The organism is Dysgonomonas sp. Marseille-Q5470, assembly GCF_951230145.1.
In the GTDB taxonomy this organism is placed as follows: domain Bacteria; phylum Bacteroidota; class Bacteroidia; order Bacteroidales; family Dysgonomonadaceae; genus Dysgonomonas.
The window spans coordinates 110,463-134,972 of record NZ_CATNVE010000009.1 but is presented as its reverse complement, the minus strand read 5'-3'; the positions used below and the strand labels follow the sequence as shown (position 1 = coordinate 134,972).

Annotated in this window: 26 protein-coding genes; 5 read left to right on the top strand and 21 right to left on the bottom strand. The window is 37.2% G+C overall.

What is annotated here, in order from left to right:
- Window positions 1-26 precede the first annotated feature (26 nt).
- From QOX35_RS13820 to QOX35_RS13790, 7 genes are all read right to left on the bottom strand, one after another.
- A complete protein-coding gene (locus tag QOX35_RS13820; protein ID WP_283687425.1) occupies window positions 27-1,421 on the bottom strand; it encodes a TolC family protein in 1,395 nt (464 codons plus the stop codon).
- Between the two features lie 164 nt (window positions 1,422-1,585).
- Entirely contained in the window at window positions 1,586-3,379 is a 1,794-nt protein-coding gene (gene rpsA, locus QOX35_RS13815; RefSeq protein WP_135107148.1) for a 30S ribosomal protein S1, read from the bottom strand.
- Window positions 3,380-3,564: 185 nt separating this feature from the next.
- Entirely contained in the window at window positions 3,565-4,614 is a 1,050-nt protein-coding gene (locus tag QOX35_RS13810) for an inorganic phosphate transporter (protein WP_135107093.1), read from the bottom strand.
- Window positions 4,615-4,624: 10 nt separating this feature from the next.
- Entirely contained in the window at window positions 4,625-5,272 is a 648-nt protein-coding gene (locus QOX35_RS13805) for a DUF47 domain-containing protein (RefSeq protein WP_135107091.1), read from the bottom strand.
- Between the two features lie 158 nt (window positions 5,273-5,430).
- The gene (locus tag QOX35_RS13800) at window positions 5,431-6,072 is read right to left on the bottom strand and encodes a carbohydrate-binding family 9-like protein (protein ID WP_283687424.1); all 642 of its coding nucleotides are present in this window, start codon (window positions 6,070-6,072) and stop codon (window positions 5,431-5,433) included.
- Window positions 6,073-6,147: 75 nt separating this feature from the next.
- Window positions 6,148-6,753, bottom strand: a complete 606-nt coding sequence (gene yihA / locus QOX35_RS13795) for a ribosome biogenesis GTP-binding protein YihA/YsxC (protein WP_283687423.1) — start codon at window positions 6,751-6,753, stop codon at window positions 6,148-6,150.
- Between the two features lie 15 nt (window positions 6,754-6,768).
- Entirely contained in the window at window positions 6,769-7,131 is a 363-nt protein-coding gene (locus tag QOX35_RS13790; RefSeq protein WP_135107086.1) for an MmcQ/YjbR family DNA-binding protein, read from the bottom strand.
- A gap of 125 nt (window positions 7,132-7,256) precedes the next feature.
- Here QOX35_RS13790 and QOX35_RS13785 point away from each other — a divergent pair, with 125 nt between their 5' ends.
- Window positions 7,257-7,673, top strand: coding sequence for a hypothetical protein (locus QOX35_RS13785; RefSeq protein WP_283687422.1), 417 nt, complete (start codon window positions 7,257-7,259; stop codon window positions 7,671-7,673).
- A gap of 21 nt (window positions 7,674-7,694) precedes the next feature.
- Complete coding sequence (locus tag QOX35_RS13780; protein ID WP_283687421.1) at window positions 7,695-8,180, top strand: GNAT family N-acetyltransferase; 486 nt, start codon at window positions 7,695-7,697, stop codon at window positions 8,178-8,180.
- Here the strand turns inward: QOX35_RS13780 and QOX35_RS13775 are convergent.
- The 4 genes from QOX35_RS13775 to QOX35_RS13760 all read right to left on the bottom strand — a co-directional run bounded on the left by QOX35_RS13775 (window position 8,175) and on the right by QOX35_RS13760 (window position 10,720).
- Window positions 8,175-9,395 carry an FtsX-like permease family protein gene (locus QOX35_RS13775; protein WP_283687420.1) on the bottom strand — a complete coding sequence of 407 codons (1,221 nt, stop codon included), beginning with the start codon at window positions 9,393-9,395 and terminating at the stop codon, window positions 8,175-8,177. The genes QOX35_RS13780 and QOX35_RS13775 overlap by 6 nt on opposite strands.
- 2 nt (window positions 9,396-9,397) lie before the next feature.
- Complete coding sequence (gene rbfA, locus QOX35_RS13770) at window positions 9,398-9,754, bottom strand: 30S ribosome-binding factor RbfA (protein WP_283687419.1); 357 nt, start codon at window positions 9,752-9,754, stop codon at window positions 9,398-9,400.
- 117 nt (window positions 9,755-9,871) lie between these two features.
- Window positions 9,872-10,516 (bottom strand): O-methyltransferase, encoded by a 645-nt coding sequence (locus QOX35_RS13765; RefSeq protein ID WP_135107078.1) that lies wholly within the window; start codon window positions 10,514-10,516, stop codon window positions 9,872-9,874.
- 3 nt (window positions 10,517-10,519) lie between these two features.
- Window positions 10,520-10,720: a bacteriocin immunity protein gene (locus QOX35_RS13760; protein ID WP_135107076.1), complete on the bottom strand. Its 201-nt coding sequence runs from the start codon at window positions 10,718-10,720 to the stop codon at window positions 10,520-10,522.
- 125 nt (window positions 10,721-10,845) lie between these two features.
- On the opposite strand from QOX35_RS13760, the gene QOX35_RS13755 reads away from it, so the two are divergent.
- Window positions 10,846-11,199 (top strand): cupin domain-containing protein, encoded by a 354-nt coding sequence (locus tag QOX35_RS13755; protein WP_006841992.1) that lies wholly within the window; start codon window positions 10,846-10,848, stop codon window positions 11,197-11,199.
- A 46-nt stretch (window positions 11,200-11,245) separates the two neighbouring features.
- Here the strand turns inward: QOX35_RS13755 and QOX35_RS13750 are convergent, their stop codons facing one another.
- The 8 genes from QOX35_RS13750 to QOX35_RS13715 all read right to left on the bottom strand — a co-directional run bounded on the left by QOX35_RS13750 (window position 11,246) and on the right by QOX35_RS13715 (window position 19,775).
- Entirely contained in the window at window positions 11,246-12,181 is a 936-nt protein-coding gene (locus tag QOX35_RS13750; protein ID WP_283687418.1) for a hypothetical protein, read from the bottom strand.
- A gap of 54 nt (window positions 12,182-12,235) precedes the next feature.
- The gene (locus QOX35_RS13745) at window positions 12,236-12,853 is read right to left on the bottom strand and encodes a hypothetical protein (protein WP_283687417.1); all 618 of its coding nucleotides are present in this window, start codon (window positions 12,851-12,853) and stop codon (window positions 12,236-12,238) included.
- Window positions 12,854-12,860: 7 nt separating this feature from the next.
- Window positions 12,861-13,607: a phage tail-like protein gene (locus tag QOX35_RS13740; RefSeq protein ID WP_283687416.1), complete on the bottom strand. Its 747-nt coding sequence runs from the start codon at window positions 13,605-13,607 to the stop codon at window positions 12,861-12,863.
- 395 nt (window positions 13,608-14,002) lie between these two features.
- A complete protein-coding gene (locus tag QOX35_RS13735; RefSeq protein WP_283687415.1) occupies window positions 14,003-15,589 on the bottom strand; it encodes a DUF6377 domain-containing protein in 1,587 nt (528 codons plus the stop codon).
- A gap of 181 nt (window positions 15,590-15,770) precedes the next feature.
- Window positions 15,771-17,237, bottom strand: coding sequence for a pyruvate kinase (gene pyk / locus QOX35_RS13730; protein ID WP_135107069.1), 1,467 nt, complete (start codon window positions 17,235-17,237; stop codon window positions 15,771-15,773).
- 52 nt (window positions 17,238-17,289) lie between these two features.
- Window positions 17,290-17,718 (bottom strand): type II 3-dehydroquinate dehydratase, encoded by a 429-nt coding sequence (aroQ, locus tag QOX35_RS13725; RefSeq protein WP_135107067.1) that lies wholly within the window; start codon window positions 17,716-17,718, stop codon window positions 17,290-17,292.
- A gap of 105 nt (window positions 17,719-17,823) precedes the next feature.
- Window positions 17,824-19,086: a PLP-dependent transferase gene (locus tag QOX35_RS13720; protein ID WP_283687414.1), complete on the bottom strand. Its 1,263-nt coding sequence runs from the start codon at window positions 19,084-19,086 to the stop codon at window positions 17,824-17,826.
- A 74-nt stretch (window positions 19,087-19,160) separates the two neighbouring features.
- Window positions 19,161-19,775 (bottom strand): hypothetical protein, encoded by a 615-nt coding sequence (locus QOX35_RS13715; RefSeq protein WP_283687413.1) that lies wholly within the window; start codon window positions 19,773-19,775, stop codon window positions 19,161-19,163.
- A gap of 280 nt (window positions 19,776-20,055) precedes the next feature.
- Here QOX35_RS13715 and QOX35_RS13710 point away from each other — a divergent pair, with 280 nt between their 5' ends.
- A complete protein-coding gene (locus tag QOX35_RS13710; RefSeq protein ID WP_283687412.1) occupies window positions 20,056-22,266 on the top strand; it encodes a RelA/SpoT family protein in 2,211 nt (736 codons plus the stop codon).
- Window positions 22,267-22,375: 109 nt separating this feature from the next.
- A complete protein-coding gene (locus tag QOX35_RS13705) occupies window positions 22,376-23,089 on the top strand; it encodes a DUF6146 family protein (RefSeq protein WP_283687411.1) in 714 nt (237 codons plus the stop codon).
- A gap of 23 nt (window positions 23,090-23,112) precedes the next feature.
- Here QOX35_RS13705 and QOX35_RS13700 read toward each other — a convergent pair whose 3' ends face one another.
- Entirely contained in the window at window positions 23,113-23,739 is a 627-nt protein-coding gene (locus QOX35_RS13700; RefSeq protein ID WP_283687410.1) for a 4'-phosphopantetheinyl transferase family protein, read from the bottom strand.
- A gap of 4 nt (window positions 23,740-23,743) precedes the next feature.
- Complete coding sequence (locus tag QOX35_RS13695; RefSeq protein WP_283687409.1) at window positions 23,744-24,508, bottom strand: DUF5040 domain-containing protein; 765 nt, start codon at window positions 24,506-24,508, stop codon at window positions 23,744-23,746.
- Between the last annotated feature and the right edge of the window lie 2 nt (window positions 24,509-24,510).

The following is a 24,510-nucleotide window of genomic DNA, read 5'->3' as shown; positions in this document are numbered from 1 at the left end:
TATATATAGATAAATATAAGATGTTTTTAAAACTTACGACCCAATGCTTTGTTCAGGTATATTCGGCATAAGATAATGTCGATCTGAGCATCTATCAGATCCGAGTGAGCCGATAGCCAAGCTGTGTGTGCAGCTATAACGTCCGACGAAGGGATTACTCCTTCCTCGAATCCTACGTTTGCGTATCTTAGATTTTCATCCGCCTTTTCTGTGTTTTTTTGCGCAGTCTTTAGCTTTTTGTTTGCTTCCGACAGTTTGTATGCTGATTGGTTTATTTGCAATTTAATTTTTTCCTTTGCATCCTCCATTTCAAATTGTTTGATACGTGTTTCGGCTTTTGCTACATTAAGCTTTGCCGAATTAGAAGCAAAATTCAAAGGGACTTTTAGTAGTACTCCTACATTCCACATTCCGGCGAACTTGTTTTCCAGACCGTCAAACAAGTTCGGATTTGTCCATAAATAGTTTGCTGTAAGTGCAACATTCGGCATAAACTCGGCTACTGCAATCTTTTCTTTCTTGCCATATATCTTTGTGGCTAGCTCGAGACTTCTTATCTCTGTCCTGCTCAATATGGCTTCGTCTATGTTGGGCATAGCATCTACGCCTTCATCGGTTGCAATGTTTGTTATATTTTCATCTTTTAAAGTAAGCTGATCGTTGATTTCCAGTCCGCATATTTGAGCTAATAGCATTTTTGAAAGACTCAGCCCGTTTTCAGCTTTTGTAAGAGTCATCTCTGCCTCGTTTAGTTTTACGTTTACAGAGAGCCTGTCTGCTTTTGTGGCTACGCCCTCTTGCTCCATGGCTGAAATATCAGAGTCCATCTTTTGCATGAGTTTGACATACGATTCAGCCAACTTCTTCTTATTAGCTACTGATACAACCTGCCAATATGCATTGTCTACCTCCACGATAACCTCTGTCATCTGAGTCTCTTTCATTGTTTTGGCTAGGTCTTGGGCATAAGATCTCAGATCATTGTAAGCAACGATCTTTCCTCCCATAAACAACGGTTGTGTAAGCGTAAATCCTCCCGCCCATACGTTTTTGATGTCTACCTTTCCTAGATCATGAATGCTATTACGGATTTTGTCGTCTATCGGAATATTATTGCCTATTCCGGGAATCTCTATCGGGAGAGGTATAGATGTAGGTATGGCAGAAGATGGAATGAGGTACAAATTCTTCTGATTGCGCAAATATGCTCCCGTAAACGATATCTCGGGGAAGAATTTGGTAAGTGCATCCTTTTTCTCATAATATGCTATTCTCTCTTGCTCAGAAGCTATCTTGAGCGATTTGTTGTTCTCTATTGCAAGTTGTCGGCATTGCTCCAGCGATAGAAACTGTTGTGCCGAAACTGTGGATGCTATACTAAAAAAGAAAAATAAGGCTAATCCTAAACTCTTAGTATTCATATAGTGGTTTTATGTGTTGATTGCTTATGCAACTAAACTGTAAAATTAGATAGTCTTTTCATATATACAAAATGTACAGAGAACTTTCACTTTTATTTTAACATTTTAAACGAAAAAGGGTTCACTAATTAGTGAACCCTTTTATCAGAATATCAAAAAGATATTTATTTGTTATCTCCCGAAAGTTTTTCTTTCAATGCTGCAAGCTCTTCTATATCGCCTAATGTAGTTTTTTCTACGTTAGATTGAGTTGAAGTTTCAGCTTGTTCTTTCTTAGAAGATTTTTTTGCTCTTTTTTCAGCAGCGGCTTCTTTAGCTTCCGGTTTTTCATCTTCAAACACACGGCTGTGAGATACGATGATTCTTTTAGAGTCTTTGTTGAACTCGATTACTTTGAAATCAAGTTTTTCATCGATCTTAGCTTGAGAACCATCTTCTTTTACCAAATGTTTAGGAGTTGCAAAACCTTCAACACCATAAGGAAGAGAGATTACTGCTCCTTTGTCAACCATTTCAACAAGAGTACCTTCGTGTACAGAACCTACAGTAAATATAGTTTCGAATACATCCCAAGGGTTTTCTTCAAGTTGTTTGTGACCAAGGCTTAAACGACGGTTTTCTTTGTCTATTTCAAGTACTTGTACTTCGATGTCAGCACCTATAGCAGTAACTTCGCTAGGGTGTTTGATTTTCTTAGTCCAAGAAAGGTCTGAAATGTGGATTAGTCCGTCTACGCCTTCTTCTATTTCGGCAAATACACCGAAGTTAGTGAAGTTGCGAACTTTTGCAGTGTGCTGGCTTCCGATAGGATATTTTTCTTCGATATTTTCCCATGGATCTGGTTTCAATTGTTTGATACCAAGAGACATTTTACGTTCGTCGCGATCAAGTGTAAGCACTACAGCTTCTACTTCGTCGCCAACTTTCATAAAGTCTTGTGCACTGCGTAAGTGTTGAGCCCAGCTCATTTCTGAAACGTGGATCAAGCCTTCTACACCCGGAGCGATTTCGATGAATGCACCGTAGTCAGCCATAACCACAACTTTACCTTTCACCTTGTCGCCAACTTTAAGCTCAGCGCTAAGTGCATCCCAAGGATGAGGAGTCAATTGTTTCAATCCTAATGCAATACGTTTCTTGTCATCATCGAAGTCAAGAATAACAACGTTGATTTTCTCATCCAATTTAACCACTTCTTCTGGGTGTTGTACACGTCCCCAAGAAAGGTCTGTAATGTGGATTAGTCCGTCTACGCCGCCAAGGTCGATAAATACACCGTAAGAAGTGATGTTCTTAACTGTACCTTCAAGTACCTGACCTTTTTCAAGCTTAGAGATGATATCTTTTTTCTGTTGTTCAAGTTCAGCTTCGATAAGAGCTTTGTGAGAAACAACAACGTTTTTGAACTCGTGGTTGATTTTCACTACCTTGAACTCCATAGTCTTACCTACAAATACATCATAGTCGCGGATTGGTTTCACGTCGATCTGAGATCCTGGCAAGAACGCCTCGATACCAAATACATCAACGATCATACCGCCCTTAGTGCGACATTTAATATAACCTTTGATGATTTCGTCTTTTTCAAGAGCTTCGTTAACACGATCCCAAGAGCGTGTAGCACGTGCTTTCTTGTGAGAAAGGATAAGTTGTCCCTTTTTGTCTTCTTGGCTTTCGATGTATACCTCTACTTCGTCACCAATTTTTAGATCCGGGTTATAACGGAACTCGTTCATAGAAACGATACCGTCTGATTTGTAACCGATATTGACAACAACTTCGCGTTTGTTCATAGCAGTTACTTTACCCATTACCACTTCTTTGTCGTTTACTTTGTTCAACGATTGGTCATAGGTTTCTACAAGTTCTTCTTTGCTCTTACCTGTGTAAGAGTCTCCTTTTTCGTACGAATCCCAGTCGAAATCTGCAACCGGTTGTACATTTTTTAAATTATCAATCATTCAAAATTAGATCTGGCACCAGTCCTGATCAGTATCATTAAAGAGTTAAACATTCTTGCTTCGAAAAGCGGTGCAAAGATATTGTTTTTCAATGTATAAAGCAATGCTTTTATAGAAAAATTTAAATGAATAAAGCGGATAGTTAACTTTAACCATCCGCTTTTATTTTATAGAGAGTGTTCTTATTGAACGATCAGTCCCAGAATGTGATAGAATACAATAGCCATCAGGGCACTAACCGGAATAGTCAGTATCCATGCTATCAATAAATCTTTGGTTACTCCCCAGCGAACAGCTGAAAGACGTTTTACCGAGCCTACACCTATTATACTACCTGTGATTACGTGGGTTGTACTTACCGGCACGTGCAGCATTTCGGATATATATAAGGTTATAGAACCTGCTGTTTGAGCACAGAATCCTTCGATAGGAGTGATTTTTGTAATACGGTTTCCCATCGTTTTCATGATTTTCCATCCTCCGCAAACTGTACCTATTGCAATCGCAGTAAAACATGCGAGTGGCACCCAGTCGTGCATATCGTTCATGTCATTCATATATAACCAAGGGTGAACGTCGGGTGTAGTTGCAGTATATGAAATCAATGCTGCTGCAATGATACCCATTACCTTTTGTGAGTCGTTCAATCCATGTCCTATACTAAGTCCTGCGGATGAGATGAGCTGTAGATTCTTGAACCAACGGTCGGCCTTACCCGGTTTTATCTTTTTTACGAAGTGGAGGGTGATCAGCGTGATGATGTTACCCGAAACCATACCAATCAGAGGTGCTACTACAATGAACAGCGCAATAATACCAATAACGCCTGAGTGAACGGCCTGAAAACCTGAAGCGGCGATACCGGCTCCTGCAAATCCTCCGATAAGAGTATGCGAAGAAGATGAAGGGATTCCTAACCACCATGTAATAAGGTTCCAAGAAATAGCAGCTATCAGTCCGGCTATGATAACGAGAGATGGGTTGCCAAAGCTTTGAATTATAAATTCCATATCCACGGTTTTGGATACAGTGTCAGCAATACCAAATCCGCCGATAATATATTTTGCGATAAAATAAGCTACGAAGTTGAAAAAGGCAGCCCAAATTACAGCTTGGGTCGGTGTAAGAACTTTCGTAGATACGACGGTTGCTATTGAGTTGGCAGCGTCGTGAAAGCCATTTATGAAATCAAATATGATCGCTAAAATAATGATTATTATTAATAATGTCATTTCTGTCTTATTATGAATACTTAACGATCATTGTTTTGATAATTTTTCCTACTGATTCTGCTGCATCGGTAGCACGTTCGAGTTCGTGAAGAATATCTTTTAGTTTAATAACCTCAATGGCATCTTTTTCATTCTCAAACAGGTCGATAAGAAAATGTTCGTACACATCGTCGGCCTTTTTTTCAATCACACCCAGTTGCTCGCAGTATTCTTTTATTCGGGATGTACTTTTTTTCAATACATCAAGTTCTCCGATTGCCTGAATCAGAAAGCCCGAAGATTCTCTTACAAACATAGCGAGTCGTACAGCACTCTCGGGCATTACTTTCGGGCTGTAAAGCATGATACGCTTAGCACAACTATTGATAAGATCAATAACATCATCCATTGTTGACGAAAGATGGTTTATATCTTCCCGGTCAAAAGGGGTAATAAATGTTTGGTTGAGCTCTTCGAAGATTTGATTTTGGATGGTATCGGCTTTTCTTTCCTGGTCTTTAATTTTTTTGTAATACTCTACAGCTTCGTTGTGGTTAGTTACTTGAACACATTCAATGATGAGATCCGATGCGGTGACTATTACTTCTGCCATTCCGCTCAAAAGAGGGAAGAATTTGTTTTCTTTAGGTTTAAACCTATCGAATAAGTTATTTTTCATAAAAGATTAAAAATATATTCATCAAGAAAAACAGTACCAACTGCTTTTGTCCCGCAAAGATAGAAAAAAAAATCGGTCGTAACATTTTTTTAACAAAAAAGTAATAACGAGTATTCTCCTCTATTCTTGCTCTTTAAGTATAGCACTATCCTATAGTTTTATTCGAAATTAAGTTCTCCGAAAAATTGTGGAACATGGAAGTTTGGCTTCTCTGTATGGATCGGATTCCATGATAAAAAATGAGGAATAGTCAGGTTATCTCCACATTTATAGAAATTTGCATGGGCTTTTATTCCATTCAGAGATTTTAGATCAGACATCCAATATGCTGTAACGGGAATAACAAGCAGCAAATTCCATTTGAAATCGCCTTGTTTTTTATCAAATGGCTCTATTCCAAGACTTGGGTATCGCTTAATGGAGTCCAATATCTGTGGGCTTGCATGCCGGGAATCTTTTTTTTCTTTACGATAGCCCATCAGTGCTTTTCCGATGCAAGAAAACTCTGTATTGTAATAATATAAACCATCGAAAGAAATGAAAAATTCTACACACGAATCGGTCCATACATGCCCATTATCTTCTGCTGTTTTTGCAAGAATCTCATTCTCTTCAACAAAGAATTGCAGGAAGATATGGTTACCGTCGTGTGCTATTTTGAATGCAACTTCAGGCTTGGAAGGATATAGCTCCGGCCAATTGACAGTAGAGATGTTATTCTTTTGTATATTTTGCATCTTCTCCAGAACCAGATCGGCTCTGTTTATATCTGCTATATTTATTAAAGGTACAGATAACATATCTTGATTTTTTATGATTAGTTTATGGAATTGAGTTGATTCGTATTCTGCCCTTTTCAGGGTTTAGGACAAATTTTATTTCCCTTTCAAGCTTTTATTTATGTTGTCTATATAATCCAATATCTCATCGCCTCCTGCTCTCTGTTCGGAAGAAGTATAAAATATTGTTGGGATTTCCTCCCATGTTTCATGTAATTTGTTTATATATATTTCGGAGTTATCTTTTAGTCGTCCTTTGCTTATTTTGTCTGTTTTGGTGAATACAATCACAAAGGGTACTCCTTCTTCGCCTAGCCAATTGATGAAGTCAAGGTCTATTTTCTGAGGTTCGTGTCTGCAATCTAATAATAGAAAGAGGCAGGTTAGTTCAGATCTCTTAAGTATATAATTGTCTATTATTTTACGAATCTGTTCTCTGCCGTCTTTTCCTCGTTGTGCATATCCATATCCCGGTAAATCGACCAGATACCACTCGTCGTTGATAATGAAGTGGTTGATGAGCTGAGTTTTTCCCGGCTTGGACGATGTCATAGCCAATCCTTTGCGGTTGGTAAGCATGTTTATCAGGGATGATTTGCCGACATTGGAGCGTCCGATAAATGCATATTCGGGCTTACCGTCTTGAGGACATTTTCTATAATCGGTATTGCTTATTACAAATTGAGCGTCTTTTATTATCATTGTTTTATATTTCTTTTACAAACTTCGATATTCTGCTTGTTTATTTTTCGGTAGCTTCTTTATTACTTCTTCGACAGAATGATCTATTAATTCTTTTATCAACTTATCGGGTACATCACTCGCAAGATAGACGGCATTCCATAAGAGTCCTCGTGTGTGATTACCGTGTGTTACTCCTTCATATCTTGTGCGTAGTTCAGATGATTTTTCCGGGTCACATTTCAAATTTACCTTGAAAAATCCATCTTTGGGGTCTAAGCCTGTGTATGCGAACATTTTTCCCATGACTTTAAAGACTAAAGTAGATTCGTCGAAAGGAAAGCTTTCCGATGCGCCCTTTACAGATATACAGTATTCTCTGAGTTCTTCTATATTCATAGAATATTCGGTTTTTACTGTTATGTTTTTAAACTGTAGAACAAAAATAGTTTAAAAATATGAATATCTTTGTTTTCAGAATAAAACATCTTCAATTTTTGTTCCATCTTACATCTTATAATATTATGGCAAAAAGAGTTGTTCTTATAATTTTAGCAGTCCTTATAGCAGGTCTTTTTACCTTCCTTTATATCCGCTATTATGTACCTTATAGTGATTCGGGGGTAAAAGCCGGTATGCTCAACAATGTGAAGCATAAAGGGATTATATTCAAAACCTACGAAGGAGAGTTGATTCAATCCGGATTTCGTCCCGGACAGCAAGGTTTGCAATCCAATGAATTCCAATTTTCGATAGAAGATAAAGAGTTGGCTCTAAAACTGATGTCTCTCAGTGGACAGAATGTGAAGCTGCACTACAAAGAATATTACGGGGCTTTACCTTGGCGGGGATATACGAAGTTTATTGTAGACAGTATTGTGGCTGCTAGTCCTGCTGTGCCAAGTCAAGGACAAGAAATTCCCCCTTATACCGGAGAGTAAAGATTATTTATTTTATATCGAATGATAAGAGATGTAACGCCCGCTGATGCTGCGCAGATAGCAGCCATCTATAATTATTATATTGAGGAAACAGTCGTGACCTTTGAGTATGATCTTGTTACTGACGAAGATATCCGGAAGCGGATAGGCAAGGTGCAGGCAAAGGGGTTTCCTTATTTTGTATACGAGAAAGATGGGCAAATAATTGGTTATGCTTATCTCAACAATTGGCGTGAGCGTGTAGCTTACGATATAACGCTAGAAACAAGCGTATATCTTGACCGCAATGCCATAGGAAGCGGAGTGGGCAGTATTTTATATCAGGAACTGATAAACAGAGCCCGAAATATAAACATACATTCACTGATTGGTGTAATATCATTGCCCAATGATCCAAGCAGGAAACTTCATCGAAAATTTAACTTTGAACTGGTCGGCAATTTCAGGGAGTCGGGAGTTAAATTCGGGAAACTGATTGATGTCGAATTCTGGCAACTGATCTTATAGCCTTTTCCTTAGATTATTTACAGGATAGATTACAGCGAGGAATCCAATGATACTCACAGTAACAAATATCAGTACAATATCCACAGCTTGTACCGATACAGGGTATGCATCTATAACAAAGGCTCCGGGAGTATTGCCTAATTTCAATAATCCGAAGTATTGTTGTAGCAGGCAAAGCGTGAGTCCGAGAGTTACACCTAAAACTGCTCCTACAAATGTGATCAGCCAGCCTTCGAAGAGAAAAATCCGTGTGATCAATGTATTGTTTGCTCCGAGGCTTTTTAATATCCTGACATCCTCGTCTTTCTCTATAATCAGCATCGTAAGCGAGCCTATAACATTGAATACTGCTATTATAAGAATGATACATAAAATGAGAAATGTAACCCATTTTTCAACGTTTACCATCCGATAAAGATCAGCCTGTTGTTCGAATCTGTTCTTTACCAATAGTTCATCTTTGCTAAGTATAGACTTTATTTTATCGTGTACCTTGTCTACATTATAACCGTCTTTTACTTTTATGTCAAGGGATGATATTTCTTTGTCGTAGTGGAAGAGTTCGCGTGCCAAGTCTATTGACACAATGAACATCTGGTCGTCGTACTTCTGCTGATTGAGTGCAAATACACCCGATACAAATACTTCTGACTGGGTAAATGCTGTTGCCGGATTTGCCAGATTGATGCGTTCGTTTCGTTTGGGAGCATATAACTCTACCGGATCGAGGAATCCGGCTCTTACACCAAGAAACATGGCCATGCCTGCCCCTATAACTCCATTTTCGATATCACCTTCGCGTAACGAAAACTTTCCATCTATAATCAGATTGTTTACGTTGGCGAGATTGATGAAATTGGCTGATACACCTTTTAGTATAATCGGTTCTTGTCGGTCTGCGAATTTAATCAAAGCATTGTCTTCCAGTGATTCGGATGTGAATTCTATTTCGGGCAAAGCTTTGATTTCTTCTATCTTCTTACTTGTCGGGTCAAATACTTTCCCTTTGGCCGGAGTAATTTGTAATTCGGGGTCGAAAGCGCTGAATGTGTTTGCTACTACATCCGTAAAACCATTAAAAACCGATAAAGCACATACCAGCGCCATTGTGGCAACAGTTATCCCACATACCGAGATCATCGATATGATGTTAATAGCATTATGCGATTTCTTTGCGAAAAGATAACGGCGGGCTATGTGCAGCGCAAGATTCAAGCTTATTCTTTTACTTCGTTATTATCCTTGTTGAGAAGCCTGTCTATATTTTCCAGATAATCGAGCGAGTCGTCCAGATAAAAAGCCAACTCGGGAATTACACGTAGTTGTTTGCCGACTTTTTGTCCCAAGTCGAAACGAATGCTTTTTACATTGGTTCTTATATTCTCAAGTAATTCTTTTCCTTTCTGGGAAGGGAAAATACTCAGGTATACTTTTGCTAGTCCAAGATCGGGTGTTACACGTACAGTGCTCACTGTTACAAGTACACCTTTCATCTGTTGGGTTTGTTTTCTGAAAATCTCACTCAGCTCTTTCTGGATGAGCCTGTTTATCTTTTGTTGTCTGGTCGTATCCATCCTTAATTATTTTAGCTTACAAAGGTAATACAAAATAGTTACAAGTAGCAAGCTATTTAAATCGTTAGCAACTTTAATATATCTATCCGTACATTCAAGTCTGTGGAGATTTGACTCTTATTTTTTCCATATCAATGTCAACCCGTCGCGTATTGGCAAGATTACTTTTTCTACTCTGTCATCCTTCGCTATCATGTCATTGAACTGTTGTATCCCTATGGTTTGTTTGTCCGATGGTTTCGGGGTTTCCAGTACATGCCCGTCCCACAGTGTGTTATCGGCAATGATAAGTCCACCGGGGCGTACCTTGTCAAATATGAGATTATAATATTCAATGTAATGGCGTTTGTTTGCATCAATGAATACGAGATCGAACGTGCGGTCTATCTGAGGAATTATTTCCATTGCATCTCCTATATGAAGATGTATCTTATCTTTAAGTTTCGATTTGTGCAGGTGTTTTAAGATGAAGTCCTCGAGTTCGTCGTTTACTTCTATGGTATGTATTTCAGCATCGTTGTCGGCTCCTTCCGCCAAACATAGGGTTGCGTATGCCGTATAAGTTCCTATTTCGAGAATATATTTAGGATTCATCATTCTGCAAAACATTTTGAGCATACGCCCTTGCAGATGTCCCGATAACATTCTTGGTTTTAATAAATTTACGTGAGCGTCCCTGTTTAATTGTTTGAGTAGCTCGCTTTCTTGATCGATACGAGAAAGAATATAGCTTTCTATAGCTTCGTCCTTTTCCAATGACATGGTTTATAACTGAATCGGTTTATAATTTAACGCTTTGTCTACAATTTCTTCCGAAGATAAATTTTCATAGTAGATCAAATCAGATATTGCAGGGTGGGGCACATTTCTGTGTAATAACTCTAACATCTCATTCAATTGATCTTCTGTGTACTTCTCTACATCCAGAATTTGTTCTACTAATTGTATCAATTCTTTTCTGGTCATAGCCTGCAGATATCGGTGTATTCTGCAAAACTAAGATATTTATTTATAAATTGTTGCTTAAAAAAGCATTCTTATGTAATTTATTTTTTATATTTAGCATATTGTTACATCTAAATTTAATTATCATGGGAAGAGCAGTCGATAAAAATTCAGCACCCCATTATTTTTGGGGAGACAAATGTAGCAGTTGGATCCTGATGAGTAGGGATTCTTTATCTGTAAAAATTGAAACCATGCCGGCAAATACAAGAGAAACTTTACATTACCACTCTCTTGCCAGGCAATTCTTCTTTGTGACAAAAGGAACAGCAATATTTTACGTTGAAGGCGAGCGTGAAGTTGTTAATGAGCAGCAAGGTATCTTGATAGAACCTATGGTGAAGCATTATATTGCCAATGAGACTTCAGAGCCTATCGATTTCCTTCTTGTCTCTCAGCCTGACAATGATTCAACGAATGACCGAACAGATTGTGAATAAAAAATAAAGGGTGTAATCGCACCCTTTATTTTTTATTCACGGATTGTTATTGTATAATTTTTGCTCGTAAGTGTGGATTTATATAAATATAAGTAACGCAATCCTTGACTGTAATATTTAGTGTAACTTCTTTGTCGGGCATTAGTCCATTTGAGTTATAAGGATTTGTTCTTATAGTTTTAACTCCACTAGATGTATATGTGTGTTTTATTTTATGTAAATTGTCTGTTGGCCAAGGTTTGGTTGATGGGTCAGCTAACGGGTGGTCTCCTGTATAATATTTAGTATTATCTCCCATATCCCATTCTATATACTCAGCTCCATATCCACTTGTTCCCTGTTCAGCTTCCAATATAAATTCTCCTTCTGCTCCTGTGCATAGTTCTGCCGGTCCTGTAAGAGCTTTGACTAAGAAAAAGCTTGGTATAAAATTAGGCAATCCATTAAAGGGATAAACGCTGGCCCCTCCACAAGCAAAAAAATTAGGATGTGCCTTGTATGTATTTGCCGGTACTGCTGTGTTAGGATTGTTAGGGTCATCTATTGTATATAGTGTAGAACTGCCTCTAACGATCATGTACATAATACCTTTGGGTCCCATAACTGCATTGAATTCGCCTGTTGTAATCATATTCCTATAGTTGTTCATAGAGCCATTGGCAAGGTCACTAAACTTTATAAAGCCGGCACTTCCCATATTTGTCAGATATAACCATTCGTTAGATGGCGAAAACTCTATACCATAGGCTGCGATATTTTTAGTGGCGTGTTTCGACGAAGTTACCTCTCCTGTAGAATTATTGAAAAAAGCTGTTCCGAATACCCCTACAGGGGTAGTATTACTTGCTTGGTCTATAGCGTATGCTATTCTGGTTCCATCGGCAGATATTCGAATATGTCCCAATCCTCCACGATAAGAATTGGAAGAGGTTGTACTGGCAAACTCATATGAAGATAGAGATAATACAGGGGTATCCGACACTCCGTCTTTCGTGACTTTCCATGCATGAAAATGACTGCCGAAAATGCTTACTAGCTAATAGTTTCCATCACTAGAGGGTGTTAATGTAATATTCTCCATTACGTTTGCTGCGGTGTACCTTTCTGTCAAACTATTTTTTTGATAGCCATATGTAACTGATTTGTTTATCTTACCTATGACAAGCTCCCCAACTCCATTGTTGGCAGCTAAATCGATAATAGAATAATTAATACCTTTTCTGGGGTTGGATTGCTTATCGTCGATAGTGAAAATGTAGTACAAAGACGGTTCACCCGGAACTGGACACATGATGCCTGATTGGGTAGCAGAGGAATTTCCAAATAATATATTGTTTTTATTTATCGAAAAATCACCATCAGCCGAATTCGTTGACAAAGGAAAAGTGGCTTCTTTTATACTTCCGGGAGTGTAGACATACTTTCCATCCGAACTCATTAACCAATTCCCATTTTTATCCGAGATAGAGAATACCCCTTCGTTCTGGCGTAAGGGGGCATTGCATATAGCTTTTGGATAGGTGGCATTGCCATTAAATACCTCAGTGAAATCGAAACCTACATTATAGCCAAAGTGCCACCAGGTTCCCTCTCTTTGTGCATTTGCTGACATGGCGGAGAGGAGAAATATGCATATTACAAAATATTTTTTCATCACATTTCTACTTTACGATAGCTATAACATTAATATATGATTTCGCGCTTGGAGCTGTACCATTGGTTGTATAGTGCATTGTACCATTCGGATCTATTTTTGCTATAGACATTATACTCGTATCATAATAAGTAACTACATAGTATAATTCACTATTCTCATATAATTTACCATTCAGTGGAGATGGTATTGTATTTATGCTAGTGTCGCTAGATATAAATGCTCCATTTCCGGTTTGGGTAAATTGGTTTTTATATATATCATGTAATTTGATTTCTCCGGAATTTACACTGCCTAAGGTTATCGATAGATGAAATGGTGGAAGGTAGAACCAACGAGCACCTTCACTTCCTCTGCCACCTGAGATGTTCCATTGCTTCCCGTCCCATACGTATGTACCTGGTTCGAATGACTCGTCAATAGAGTTGGTAATTTGTTGTTTTATATTATATACAGTTAGCCCTACATGTTTCATTTTGGTCTGATCGTCTATTGATCCTTGAATGAATGGCTCCAATGTTTTTCTATTTACAAGTTTTACCCTAGGCAAACCTAATCCTCCTTTGTCTGAGGTAATATTGCTGTCGTCGGTAATAGAGATTATGTGCGACGCATTGTGCATTGTTTTAATTTCTAGAATAGCTGCACTGGACGGTTCTGCGTTAGATCCAATTGTTACTTGAGCATTTGCTACAGTCGTTACTATTATTGGTAAAACCAAAAGAATTGTTTTTTTTAGATTAATTATTTTCATAATGATAAAAATGAATTTAGGAACTCTTACTGCATTTATTCATTTGTAGTTTGCAATTTTCTGAAAGAATATCTTTTCTGGTAAAGATTATTCGTAAAGAAGAATATCTGTAAAGAATCTTACAAGTAAAATTTCTATAAGCAATGAACATATAAAGTTATACTCCAGATAAATTCTAACTCGGATAGATTACATGTTGGCAATTTCTCTTAGTGTAGTAAAAAAGTGTATTTGTAAGTTTAATTGTTTGACTGCAAAGTTAAGTTCTACAATACTCGCTAAGCGCTCTTTTTTATATTAAGTAGTTCTTTAGTAAATATTTTTTCTCTTTATTTGATGTCAACTATTTGTATATTACTGTGTAGTGTGTTTTTAGAATTGTGCTTAAAGTAAAGTTATTTTATGATAGCACCTATGTTTTTTATTTTTTCTTCAAAATTTTCATTATCAGCCAGAGCTTTTGCTTTGACTTTACTCCTGTAGTTGTATATCGTTTGCATAGAATAGCGAAGAAAAGATGCGATATGTTTATTATCTGTTATTCCGAGGCGTATAAGAGCAAATATTCGTAACTCTGTATTTAATTCATTTGACTTTAATTTATATCGTTCTTCTTCTTTTAGCAGGGCATTAATTTCATTTACAAAGCTTGGGTAGATATTAAGGAAAGCCATATCAAAATTGCTATATAATCCTTCTATTTCTTTTTTTGTATTTGTTGATACTGACATTGTTGCCAATAAGTCATTTGTTTGGCCCGCTTTTATCTTTCGGTATACAGATTGTTTAAATTCTTCCAGTTTTTCTATATAAATTGAGTATTGTTTCAAAAAGTATCCAATATATTCTTCTTTGATATTGTTCGCTTTATCCAAACTATCATTAAGTAGTTTTAGTTGCTTCCGATTCTTTTTAATAATACGAATTTGTCTGTATACGCAAAGGCATGTAAAAAGAAGTCCGATAGCAAATACTATCATAATAATAAGGTACATTGTTAAATCTTGTCTTTGTTCTATTATTTTGTTTTGATACGTTTCTTCGATTATCGGAAAGGTTTCTAATATGATTTTGTTACGATGTTTTGAATTGTAAAAATTTGCATCATTAAGTGCTTTTATTGCGATTTTATAAGCTCTCTCCGAATCGTTAGTTTCATGAAGCAAGAGGGCTAGGTTCATTAGTATTATTGGATCTTTGATTGCAGACTTGATATTCACCAGAGAAGCTTGGGCTAAATACATTATTGGCAGTTCTAGATTATCACCACGTTCCCAATACTCTATTCCTATAAGAGTAGAGATAATAGCATAATCTTGAGACTCGGGATTTAATGTTGGTAGAAGAGTTAATAGATGCTCAAGATGTCCGGTTTTCTTCTCCCAATAGTCAATATAAACATAATCAATGATATCATTTTTATCTTTTGAATATATTTGACGTGCTGAATCCAAAAAAGCGATCATCTTTTTTTCATACCTAGCGGAGTACTTTTCATTATTTATATGATCTATCAGTGCTTCATATGAACGGGCATAGGCTGAATAATATTTTTCTCGTAAATCATCAGGTAACTTTTTTACTTTTATCGATTTTAATATTTCCTCTGCTTGAGTAAAAAGTCCCCCACGGGCATATGTTCTGGCAAGTAATATCTGGGATTCATCTTCATCTCGTTTTTTGTTTAGCGCTTTAGATATCTCTACATTTCTAGCAGCATAAAAAATTGCAGAATCACTTATGTACGTATTATATTCATTTACTATAATCTTATTTATATCGTATTGTTTTTCTAGAGATTGGGTTAGGTTGACTTTCTTTTTTAATTCGCTCAAACGTTCTTCTTTTAATTGGTCATATTTGTTTTGATTGTCAAAAGCATCATCTAATTCTTTTAGTATTTTATTAATATCATGATTTTGCCCAATGATATAAACGATCGGTGAAAGAAGGAGAATAAATAATAAAATATGGATTTTCATTTTGTGGGCCTTTGTCTATTTTGTTAGTATTGCGTTTGTCCGGTTTCAAATATACATGATTTCTCATTGTTTTCGAGATTAATGGTTTTTATATTAAGCTATTTTAGGAAGAGTCAACAGATGCAAAATAAAAAGGGTGCTTTTGGAAGCACCCTTTTATATAAATAAATTTTAAGTTCGATTAGTCCACAGGAACGAAAAATTTCTCACCTTGTTCCATTACAGCACCAACTTTTTCGATTTCAAGGAAAGATGTTCCACCTTTACCATCAGAGAAAGTTCCACTCAAATAAGTAACATAGTCACCTGAGCTTAATACTCCGTCTAATTGAAGTTGGTTTAATGCTCTAACGAAATATTCTTTGTGGTTTTTAGTAAGACCAGCATCTTCTTGGAAGTGAGGATCTACACCGTAACTCAATGATAACCAGCGAGCAACTTCTTCTTTGTTGCAGAATGCATATACAGGACATTTGCTGCGGAATGCGGCAAGAGTACGTGCTGTACGTCCGGTCATACTGTCTGTAACAATAGCTTTCACTCCAAGTTGATTGCAAGATTTAACAGCTTGCTTAGCTAGGAATGATGTTCTTCCGTATTCTCTATCTTTGAAAGGAACCGGCATAGCTTTTTCTTCTAATTTAGATTGTTCGGCAGCAGCAGCAATCTGAGCCATAGCGCGAACAGCCTCGATCGGATATTTACCATAAGCAGTTTCTCCACTAAGCATCACTGCATCTGTTCCATAATATACTGCATTTGCAATATCTGTAACCTCTGCACGAGTAGGACGTGGATTTTCGATCATTGTGTGCAACATTTGAGTTGCTACGATAACCGGTTTTTTATATTCTACGGCTTTACGGATAAGCAAACGTTGGATTCCAGGTATTTTTTCTTGTGGAACTTCAATACCAAGGTCGCCACGAGCTACCATCACGCCATAAGCTGTTTCGTAGATTTCGTCGATATTGTCAACACCTTCTTGGTTTTCAATCTTAGCGATGATTTTGATAGGGCTGTTGTATTCGTCCAAAATCTTTTGTACGTCTAATACGTCTTGTTTATGTCTTACAAAAGAGTGAGCGATGAAGTCAGCTTTGTTTTTGATAGCGATTTCGATACTTCTTCTGTCTTTTGCTGTAATTGAAGGAAGGTTTACTTTTACTCCAGGGATATTAACGCTCTTGCGGCTACCGATTGTACCATCGTTTTGTACTTCGCAAAGTAGATATTCTGCAGTTTTATCGATTACTTTTAGTGCAGTTTCTCCGTCGTCAATCAATAGTGTGCTGCCTACCGGCACATCTTCTATAATGCTTGGATATGAAAGTGAAACTTGCTCGGGAGTAGATAGGATGTTGATATCACCGATAACTTTGATTTTGTCTCCGGTTTTAACAACTATTTTTTCTCCTGAAGCTGTAGCTGTTGTACGTATTTCCGGTCCTTTAGTATCCATCATAATACCAATGTGTGAAGATACGGCACGTACATTAGTCATTACTTTGATAAACCCTTCTTCTGTCATGTGGGCAGAGTTCATCCTTACAACATTGATCCCTTCGTTATATAATGCACGAATAAAATCAACATCACAACGCATGTCTGAAATTGTAGCTACAATTTTCGTTTTTTTCTGAGTCATAAATGGAATTTTATTTAATATATAGTTCTTTAAAAGATTTGCACTTGCAATCTTATATTTTCTTTGCTTTCAGAAAATAGTCGATAGCAAATTCGTATGATAACAGACCTAACCCAACGACAGAACCTTTGCAGGCTGCAGCGATCATTGATTTGTGTCGGAAATTCTCACGGGTATGAATATTTGAGATATGCACCTCAACTACCGGAGTTGTTACAGCCTTTATGGCATCATGTATGGCAATGGAAGTATGCGTATATGCTCCCGCATTGAGCACAATGCCATCGTATGTAAATCCGGTTTCATGTATTTTGTCTATAATAGCTCCTTCGTGATTGGACTGAAAATAAGATAATTCGCAATCTGGATAGTTTTGTTGCAATTGGGTAAAATAATTTTCGAAAGAAATGTTCCCGTAAACTTCCGGTTCACGTTTTCCCAACAGGTTCAAATTTGGTCCATTTAGTATCAATATCTTCATTATATCAGCTATTTAGCCCCAATTATTTGCGTTTCGCATAATCAGAGCACAAAAGTACTACTTTTTCTTTGAATGATATAATCTTATAACAATTAAAAATCAAGATTAGTTTTGTTTACCTAAAGCTTGCAATATGTCAGCTTTAAGGTCATCCGGATCTTCGAGACCTACAGAGAGGCGCATAAGATTACTTTCTATACCCATTATCTCCTTCATCTCGGGTGTAAATGTGCCATAGATGGTTGAGTCTGGGTGTATAATTAATGTTTTATTATCGAACAAGTTTGTTGCTCTGCGGATAATGCAAAGTTTATCCATGAAGTCGTAACAAGCTTTTTTGTCTTTCAGGCTAAATGTCAGCATAGCACCCGGATTACCAACAAACAGGGAATCCGATATATTTTTATATGCAGAGCCGGTTAATTTTGGATAACCTACTTTAACGACATCCGGCAGTTCTGAAAGGAATTGTGCCAATTCATATGCCGTTTCAGACATTTTTTCGAAACGTAATTCCAGCGTTTCCATACCTAGCGATTGTTGGTAGGCTGTATCTGGGTCCATTGCAGCCCCTATATTGCGGGCTATCTCACGTTTCAGCTTAAATGAGAACTGAGATACACCCTCGGTTTTTGCTACATTTGCTAAACGCTTGTTGTGCGTCCAGTCGAACGTACCGTAATCGAGGATTGCTCCTCCAATACTCGTAGCTCCACCTGATATATATTTTGTTGTAGAAACTACCTCAATATCTACACCTGCTTTTCTGGCATCGAAGCCACACCAAGGAATAATAGTGCTATCAACGATCATAGGTACATTTCTAGCTCTCAATATCTTTGATATTTCGGGGAGATTGGCTATCTCTAAATGCGGATTCGTTATTAATTCGCAAAAGAAGGCACATGTATTTTCGTCTATAGCTGACGCTATCTGTTCCAGATTGTCGGTGTTTACAAAGCGCACTTCAACTCCGAATGCTGCAAGGGTAAATTTAAATAGCGAAAATGTATTGCCAAACAAGTGAGGTGATGTTACAATGTTACTTCCGGCATAAGCAATGGTAAGGAAAGTATTCGAGATTGAGGCCATTCCTGATGCTACCATCATTACGTTTTCTGCACCTGATGCTGTTTTAATCTTTCGTTCCAGATTTTCTACAGACGGGTTCGTTATGCGTGTATATGTGTGTGAAGGGATCTCTTCTTTGTACTGAAAAGCAGCCGCTATACTTTCAGAGTCGGCAAACTCGAAGGCAGCATTGCGATAAATAGGCATAGATATTGCACCATGCACATCTTTTTTGAAAAATTTTTCACTGATAATGCGGGTGGAAAATTTCTTGTTTTTGGAGTCTTTTTCAACCATGAATTATGTTCTTTGATATTTTGAGTGTCAAAGGTATAAAAGACTTGTGAAAATCCTGTTAAGATGAAATTGAATTATGATTTCCTCACTAAATCTTTTCTTCTTATTATCGGAACATTTTTGTCGTTTATATATAACACCGGAAAATAACCCTCGCTTAAGCTCCATCCTGCATTCCGCTTGTTTATTTCTTTTTTAGGATAGGCTTTTACATATATATCACTGTCACTTTCTTCGTCACGTATAAGAATAGCTTCTTTTTTGAAAGACACTTCATGTTTAGCCAAGAGGTCGTGAAGAGATATTTCTTTTACCAGATTTGTGATATAGTATTTATCATGTCGGCGTGTATTGTTTGCAAATGCGGCATAAGTGTAGTCTCCTTTGTCTCCCAATGGTGTGGCAAGACAAATATGAAAAGCCCCTTCTGTAGTCATTGCAGCTTTCAATATGTGCCTTTTCAGGGCTTTTAGCCAAATAGTGCCAACAGTGAACAAAAAAAGATAAGGGATAATATACCACGATACGAGCATGTCACTATTGAACAAGTATATTATTCCTACAAGTCCAACAAACAAGAAACATATAGGTGGCACCATCAGTAGTGTTTTCCACCAGAATGTGTTATTAAAGTAATGCCTTTTGAAGTCATAATCTTTCTCGAGTTTAGCGTAATCGTTTGCCTTCATCTTAGCTTTATATAAATTGTTTTTTTGAAATCTATACCGTTTCTATTCTAGAGAAACAAGGTTGTTTATTTAACATAAGCAAAGTTAAAATGCTTTGATCATTAAAACGTCTGCTAAAAGCATAAAGTTTCTAAATATGAAAAAATTAAAACATCTGTTATAAAAAAGACGTGTCACTTTCAAAAAAGCGTTAATTTTACAAACGGATACGAGATTAATATGATTTATCTTTTCCTGTCTTTGTCAATTTAATTATATATACTCATATTTTGTAGAGAAAATGAATGACAATTTCCCCACATATAACGATAAAGGCCTGACTTATTCCAAATTCAAAAGATTGATGAGAGGGTTGGATTCTAATCTCACTCCTGATGAATTTGAGAAAATAAGGAAAGTCATAAAGAAGGCATTGGCTGATGGAGTCTATGCTAAAGATCAGAAGATTGGTAGTATTACAAATCTTACAGTGAGTTCATCTATTATTCTCATGGAAGAACTTGGGCTGAAAAGTGCTGCAATTTTGGCCTTACTTGTCTATCGTCCTGTAATGCATAAGTCTATATCGCTGGAAGAAGTATCTACGATATTTGGTAAAGATATAGCAAATATTGTGTCGGGGTTGATGAAGATCAATGCTTTGGAAATGAACGAATCGGCTATGGCTTCGGACAATTACATAAAGCTGTTGATAACACTCGCCGAGGATATGCGGGTAATTCTTATAAAAATAGCGAGCCGGCTCCATCGTATCCGAAATGCCGAAAAGTATAGCGAACAACATCGATTGCAATTGGCAGTAGAAGTTTCGTTTCTTTATACTCCATTGGCACACAAGTTGGGACTGTATAATATAAAAACGGAGTTCGAAGACCTTTATCTGAAATATACCGATAGAGAGTCTTATGACTATATTGTAGAAAAAATAAGTGAAAGTAAAGCTTCACGTGATAAATACATTGCCGAATTTATAGCACCGATAGATGCCAGATTGAAAGAGACCGGGCTGAAATATGATATAAAGGGGCGTGTGAAGTCTATATCATCCATTAATAATAAGCTGAAAAAGCAAAAGATAGATTTTGAGTCAATTTATGACTTGTTTGCTATTCGCATAGTCTTAAACTCCCCTTTAGATAAAGAAAAACCTGAGTGTTGGCAGGCGTATTCGATTGTAACCGATCTTTATACACCGAATCCCAAAAGGCTCAAAGATTGGCTTTCTATTCCCAAAAGCAATGGTTACGAGTCGTTGCATACCACGGTTATGGGGCATGAATCCCGTTGGGTAGAGGTGCAGATACGTACCCGTCGTATGGATGAGATTGCTGAGCGTGGATTGGCAGCACACTGGAAGTACAAAGGTGTGAAAAGTCAGTCGAAGATGGACGACTGGTTGACCGGGTTGCGTGAAATGCTCGAAAACAAAAGTCTTGATTCAGGTGAGAAATTAGAGAACTTTAAGCTCGACCTCTACGATGATGAGATCTATGTATTTACTCCAAAGGGAGACTTGCATAAACTGCCGAATGGGGCAACGGTGCTTGACTTTGCTTTTTCGATACACTCTCGCATTGGTTCTACCTGTGTTTCGGGTAAAGTGAATGGACGTAATGTTTCTATCCGCCATAAATTGTCGAACGGAGACCAAATAGAGATCCTCACTTCACCCAATCAGTCGCCAAAACAAGACTGGCTCAATTTTGTAACTACATCGAAAGCGAAGAATAAAATACGCCAAAGCCTCAAGGAAGAAGCGAATAAGCAGGTGGAGATTGCCAAGGAGCAACTCAAGCGTCGGGTAAAGAACAGGAAGATAGAGATCAACGAGTCGATAATGATGCGTCTGATCAAAAAGCTTGGTTTCAAGACAATCACCGACTTCTATATTAAGATAGCAGAAGAAAGTCTTGATGTCAATTCTGTTATAGATCAATATCTTGACCTAGAGAAAAAAGAAACAGAACAGCATGACAAACATGAGGCTATAAGTGCCGAGAATTACGTTGTATATACTCCTGAAACAAAGAAAGATTCTTCGAGCAAAGAGGAATTAATTATAGATCAAAACCTGACAGGAGTAGATTATAAGTTGGCAAAATGTTGTAATCCAATATATGGTGACGAGATATTTGGTTTTGTGTCATCGCAGGGAATAAAAATCCATCGAATAAATTGTCCGAATGCCCATGATATGTTTTCACGTTTTGCTTATCGTGTGATTCCTGCCAAGTGGTCGGGTAAATCGGGGTCTACCTATACTGTTACACTCAGGATAATAGGGAATGATGATATCGGCATAATTAATAACTTGACCTCTATTATAGCTAAAGAACAGGGTATAAACATGCGTTCTATCAGCATCGACTCGAATGATGGATTGTTTCAGGGTAATATGTCGGTGACGCTGAATAATACAGATATGCTCAACGGGCTGATAAAAAAACTAAAAACGGTGAAAGGGGTGAAGGAAGTAAGCCGCCTTGCGTGAGTTGACATTCTTCATTTGACAATATAGAGTAGCATGGATTTTATTCATGCTACTTTTGTTTTTTATTTATTGTAATTCGTTATATTTGAAGAAGGTAATCTGAATGGCTATGAAAAGAATGATGGTTGTTTTTTTATTTATTATTCCTTGTTTGTGTTTTGGTCAAGGGACGGTTAATGTGCAGCGAAATCTAGAGTTTGTTCGTCGTAATACAACATTAAATATTCCCCAAATATCAAATCCTTATTTTATTATAGATTCAGTTAAGAGAAAGTCTTTAGACTTGCCTGTTAATTTCGTTCATAAAAATACGATAAAAGGAAGCTTATACCCTCTTTATGTATTGAATGACTTACCTATGGATATAGATTTTGATAGTAATAGTATAGATATACAAACTATTGATTCGATAGATGTACTAAAAGATCAAATGGCAACAGCTATATATGGCTCACGAGGAGAAAAGGGGGGTATTTTCATATACACTAAAGATTATCTACAAAAGAAAAAAGAAGAGAGTGTCGTTTACGAAATAACAGTCCTTGATCCCGGTTATGAAACTTTCTTGCTTATGCAAAAGCCCAAAGAATTCTATTCTGCTTCTTCGTTAAAGATACAAAATGCAATGATGGTAAGCGAATGGAATTATCGTTATAGTCAGCCGCTGCACTACAATCCCGATATCTATGAAGTGAAAATTGATTATGAAGCAAATAGATATTATGGGTTAGAATTTGAATATCGCCTGTATATGTTTTTTAAGTTTATGGAAAAAGAACATCGGATTGCTATATTGAATGATTCGCAAACTACCGTTTTATAATAATCTTTGAATGGTTTCGTTCTTTAACTTTTCTCCTCAATACATACCAACACAAACTCTTTTTCGACCTTGTAATATGCTTTAAATTCGGTGTGTTGTGGCGACCGTGTTTCTTTGGTATTGAATGCTCCTTTCTCTTCAGGAGTAAACTTACTTACAAATAAATTTTTTCGGAAATCAACACCTTCGGTATCAAGGTACTTAAACATAGCTTCTTTTGCCGACCAGTGGAGTAGGAGGTGGATGAGTTCATTGTCCTTGTCAATATATTCCTTGTCCGAAATAAGACGACTCTGTACTCTTCTTATCTTTTCTGATATATACTCCACATCCAGCCCTATGGCTTTCTCTTTATTGATAGCTACAGCTACATAACCTTTGGTGTGGGACACGCTCATGTGATATGATTCATCGGCAAGGAATGGTCTCCCTGTAGTGTTGTAGCGCACTTCTTTTTCTTCTCCAGTAAGTGCTTTTATCAATATCCTCGTCGATAATATTTCGAGTACTCTCGATTCAGCCTTTACTGTATATATATTCTGAATCCATTCGTTATGGGCAAGTAGAGAAAACAGCTCTTCGCTGGTTTCCTCTATCTTCCATATTCCCAATAGGGTTGAGGCAGTTATATATTCTTTGTAATATAGCATAATTCTACTTCAAAGGTAGAACTTTTTTCATCAAATCGCTGAATATAGCAGCCATACGTTGTTGTATATACTTGTCTTCTCCGTTATACGGATGCCATCCATACTCTACACCATTTACTTTTTCGTTATTATGAGCATACAAAATGCTATATTGCTTTCCGGTAACAGGGTGTAAGTGATTTTTAGAGAACCCGATATATTTGTCGAATTCTACAACCGGAAAGCCCCATCTGTCAGCCAGCTTGCGTATTGCTGAATTGTATATTATGCGTGCGTCATGCCAGTGCGTGCATAGAACTATTGTTGCAGGTTTTCCGCTCGGGGTATTATAATACTTTGAATTTTTATCAAATTTCAAATTGTAACAATCTGTAATGTAATGCTTGATAACATAGTCGTATGCAGCTGCATAATTTGACCTGTCGAAGGGTGTCTTATAATCTTTATAGTTTTCTTTAAGACCGTTTTCACTGGCAACATCTTCATCGTGTACATGCATTATTACGAAAGTATCTATATCTTCTAGTTGCTGTTTTGTATAAAGCGTATCGGCTGCCATCTTATTCGCCGCATCAGCAATAGCTTCTCCCCCTATGGCCTTGTTTATGGGAGTAGCATCGAGCGTTTTGCAAGCTAACTCGAACCAACCGTTGTTTGATGAGGCAAATGATGCGCCTGTTAATAAGATCGTGTATTTGTTTTTTTCTGGAGATTGGGCGTAGATGTTTAATGCCCCCAACAAAATTGTAAATAATAATAGCTTTTTCATTT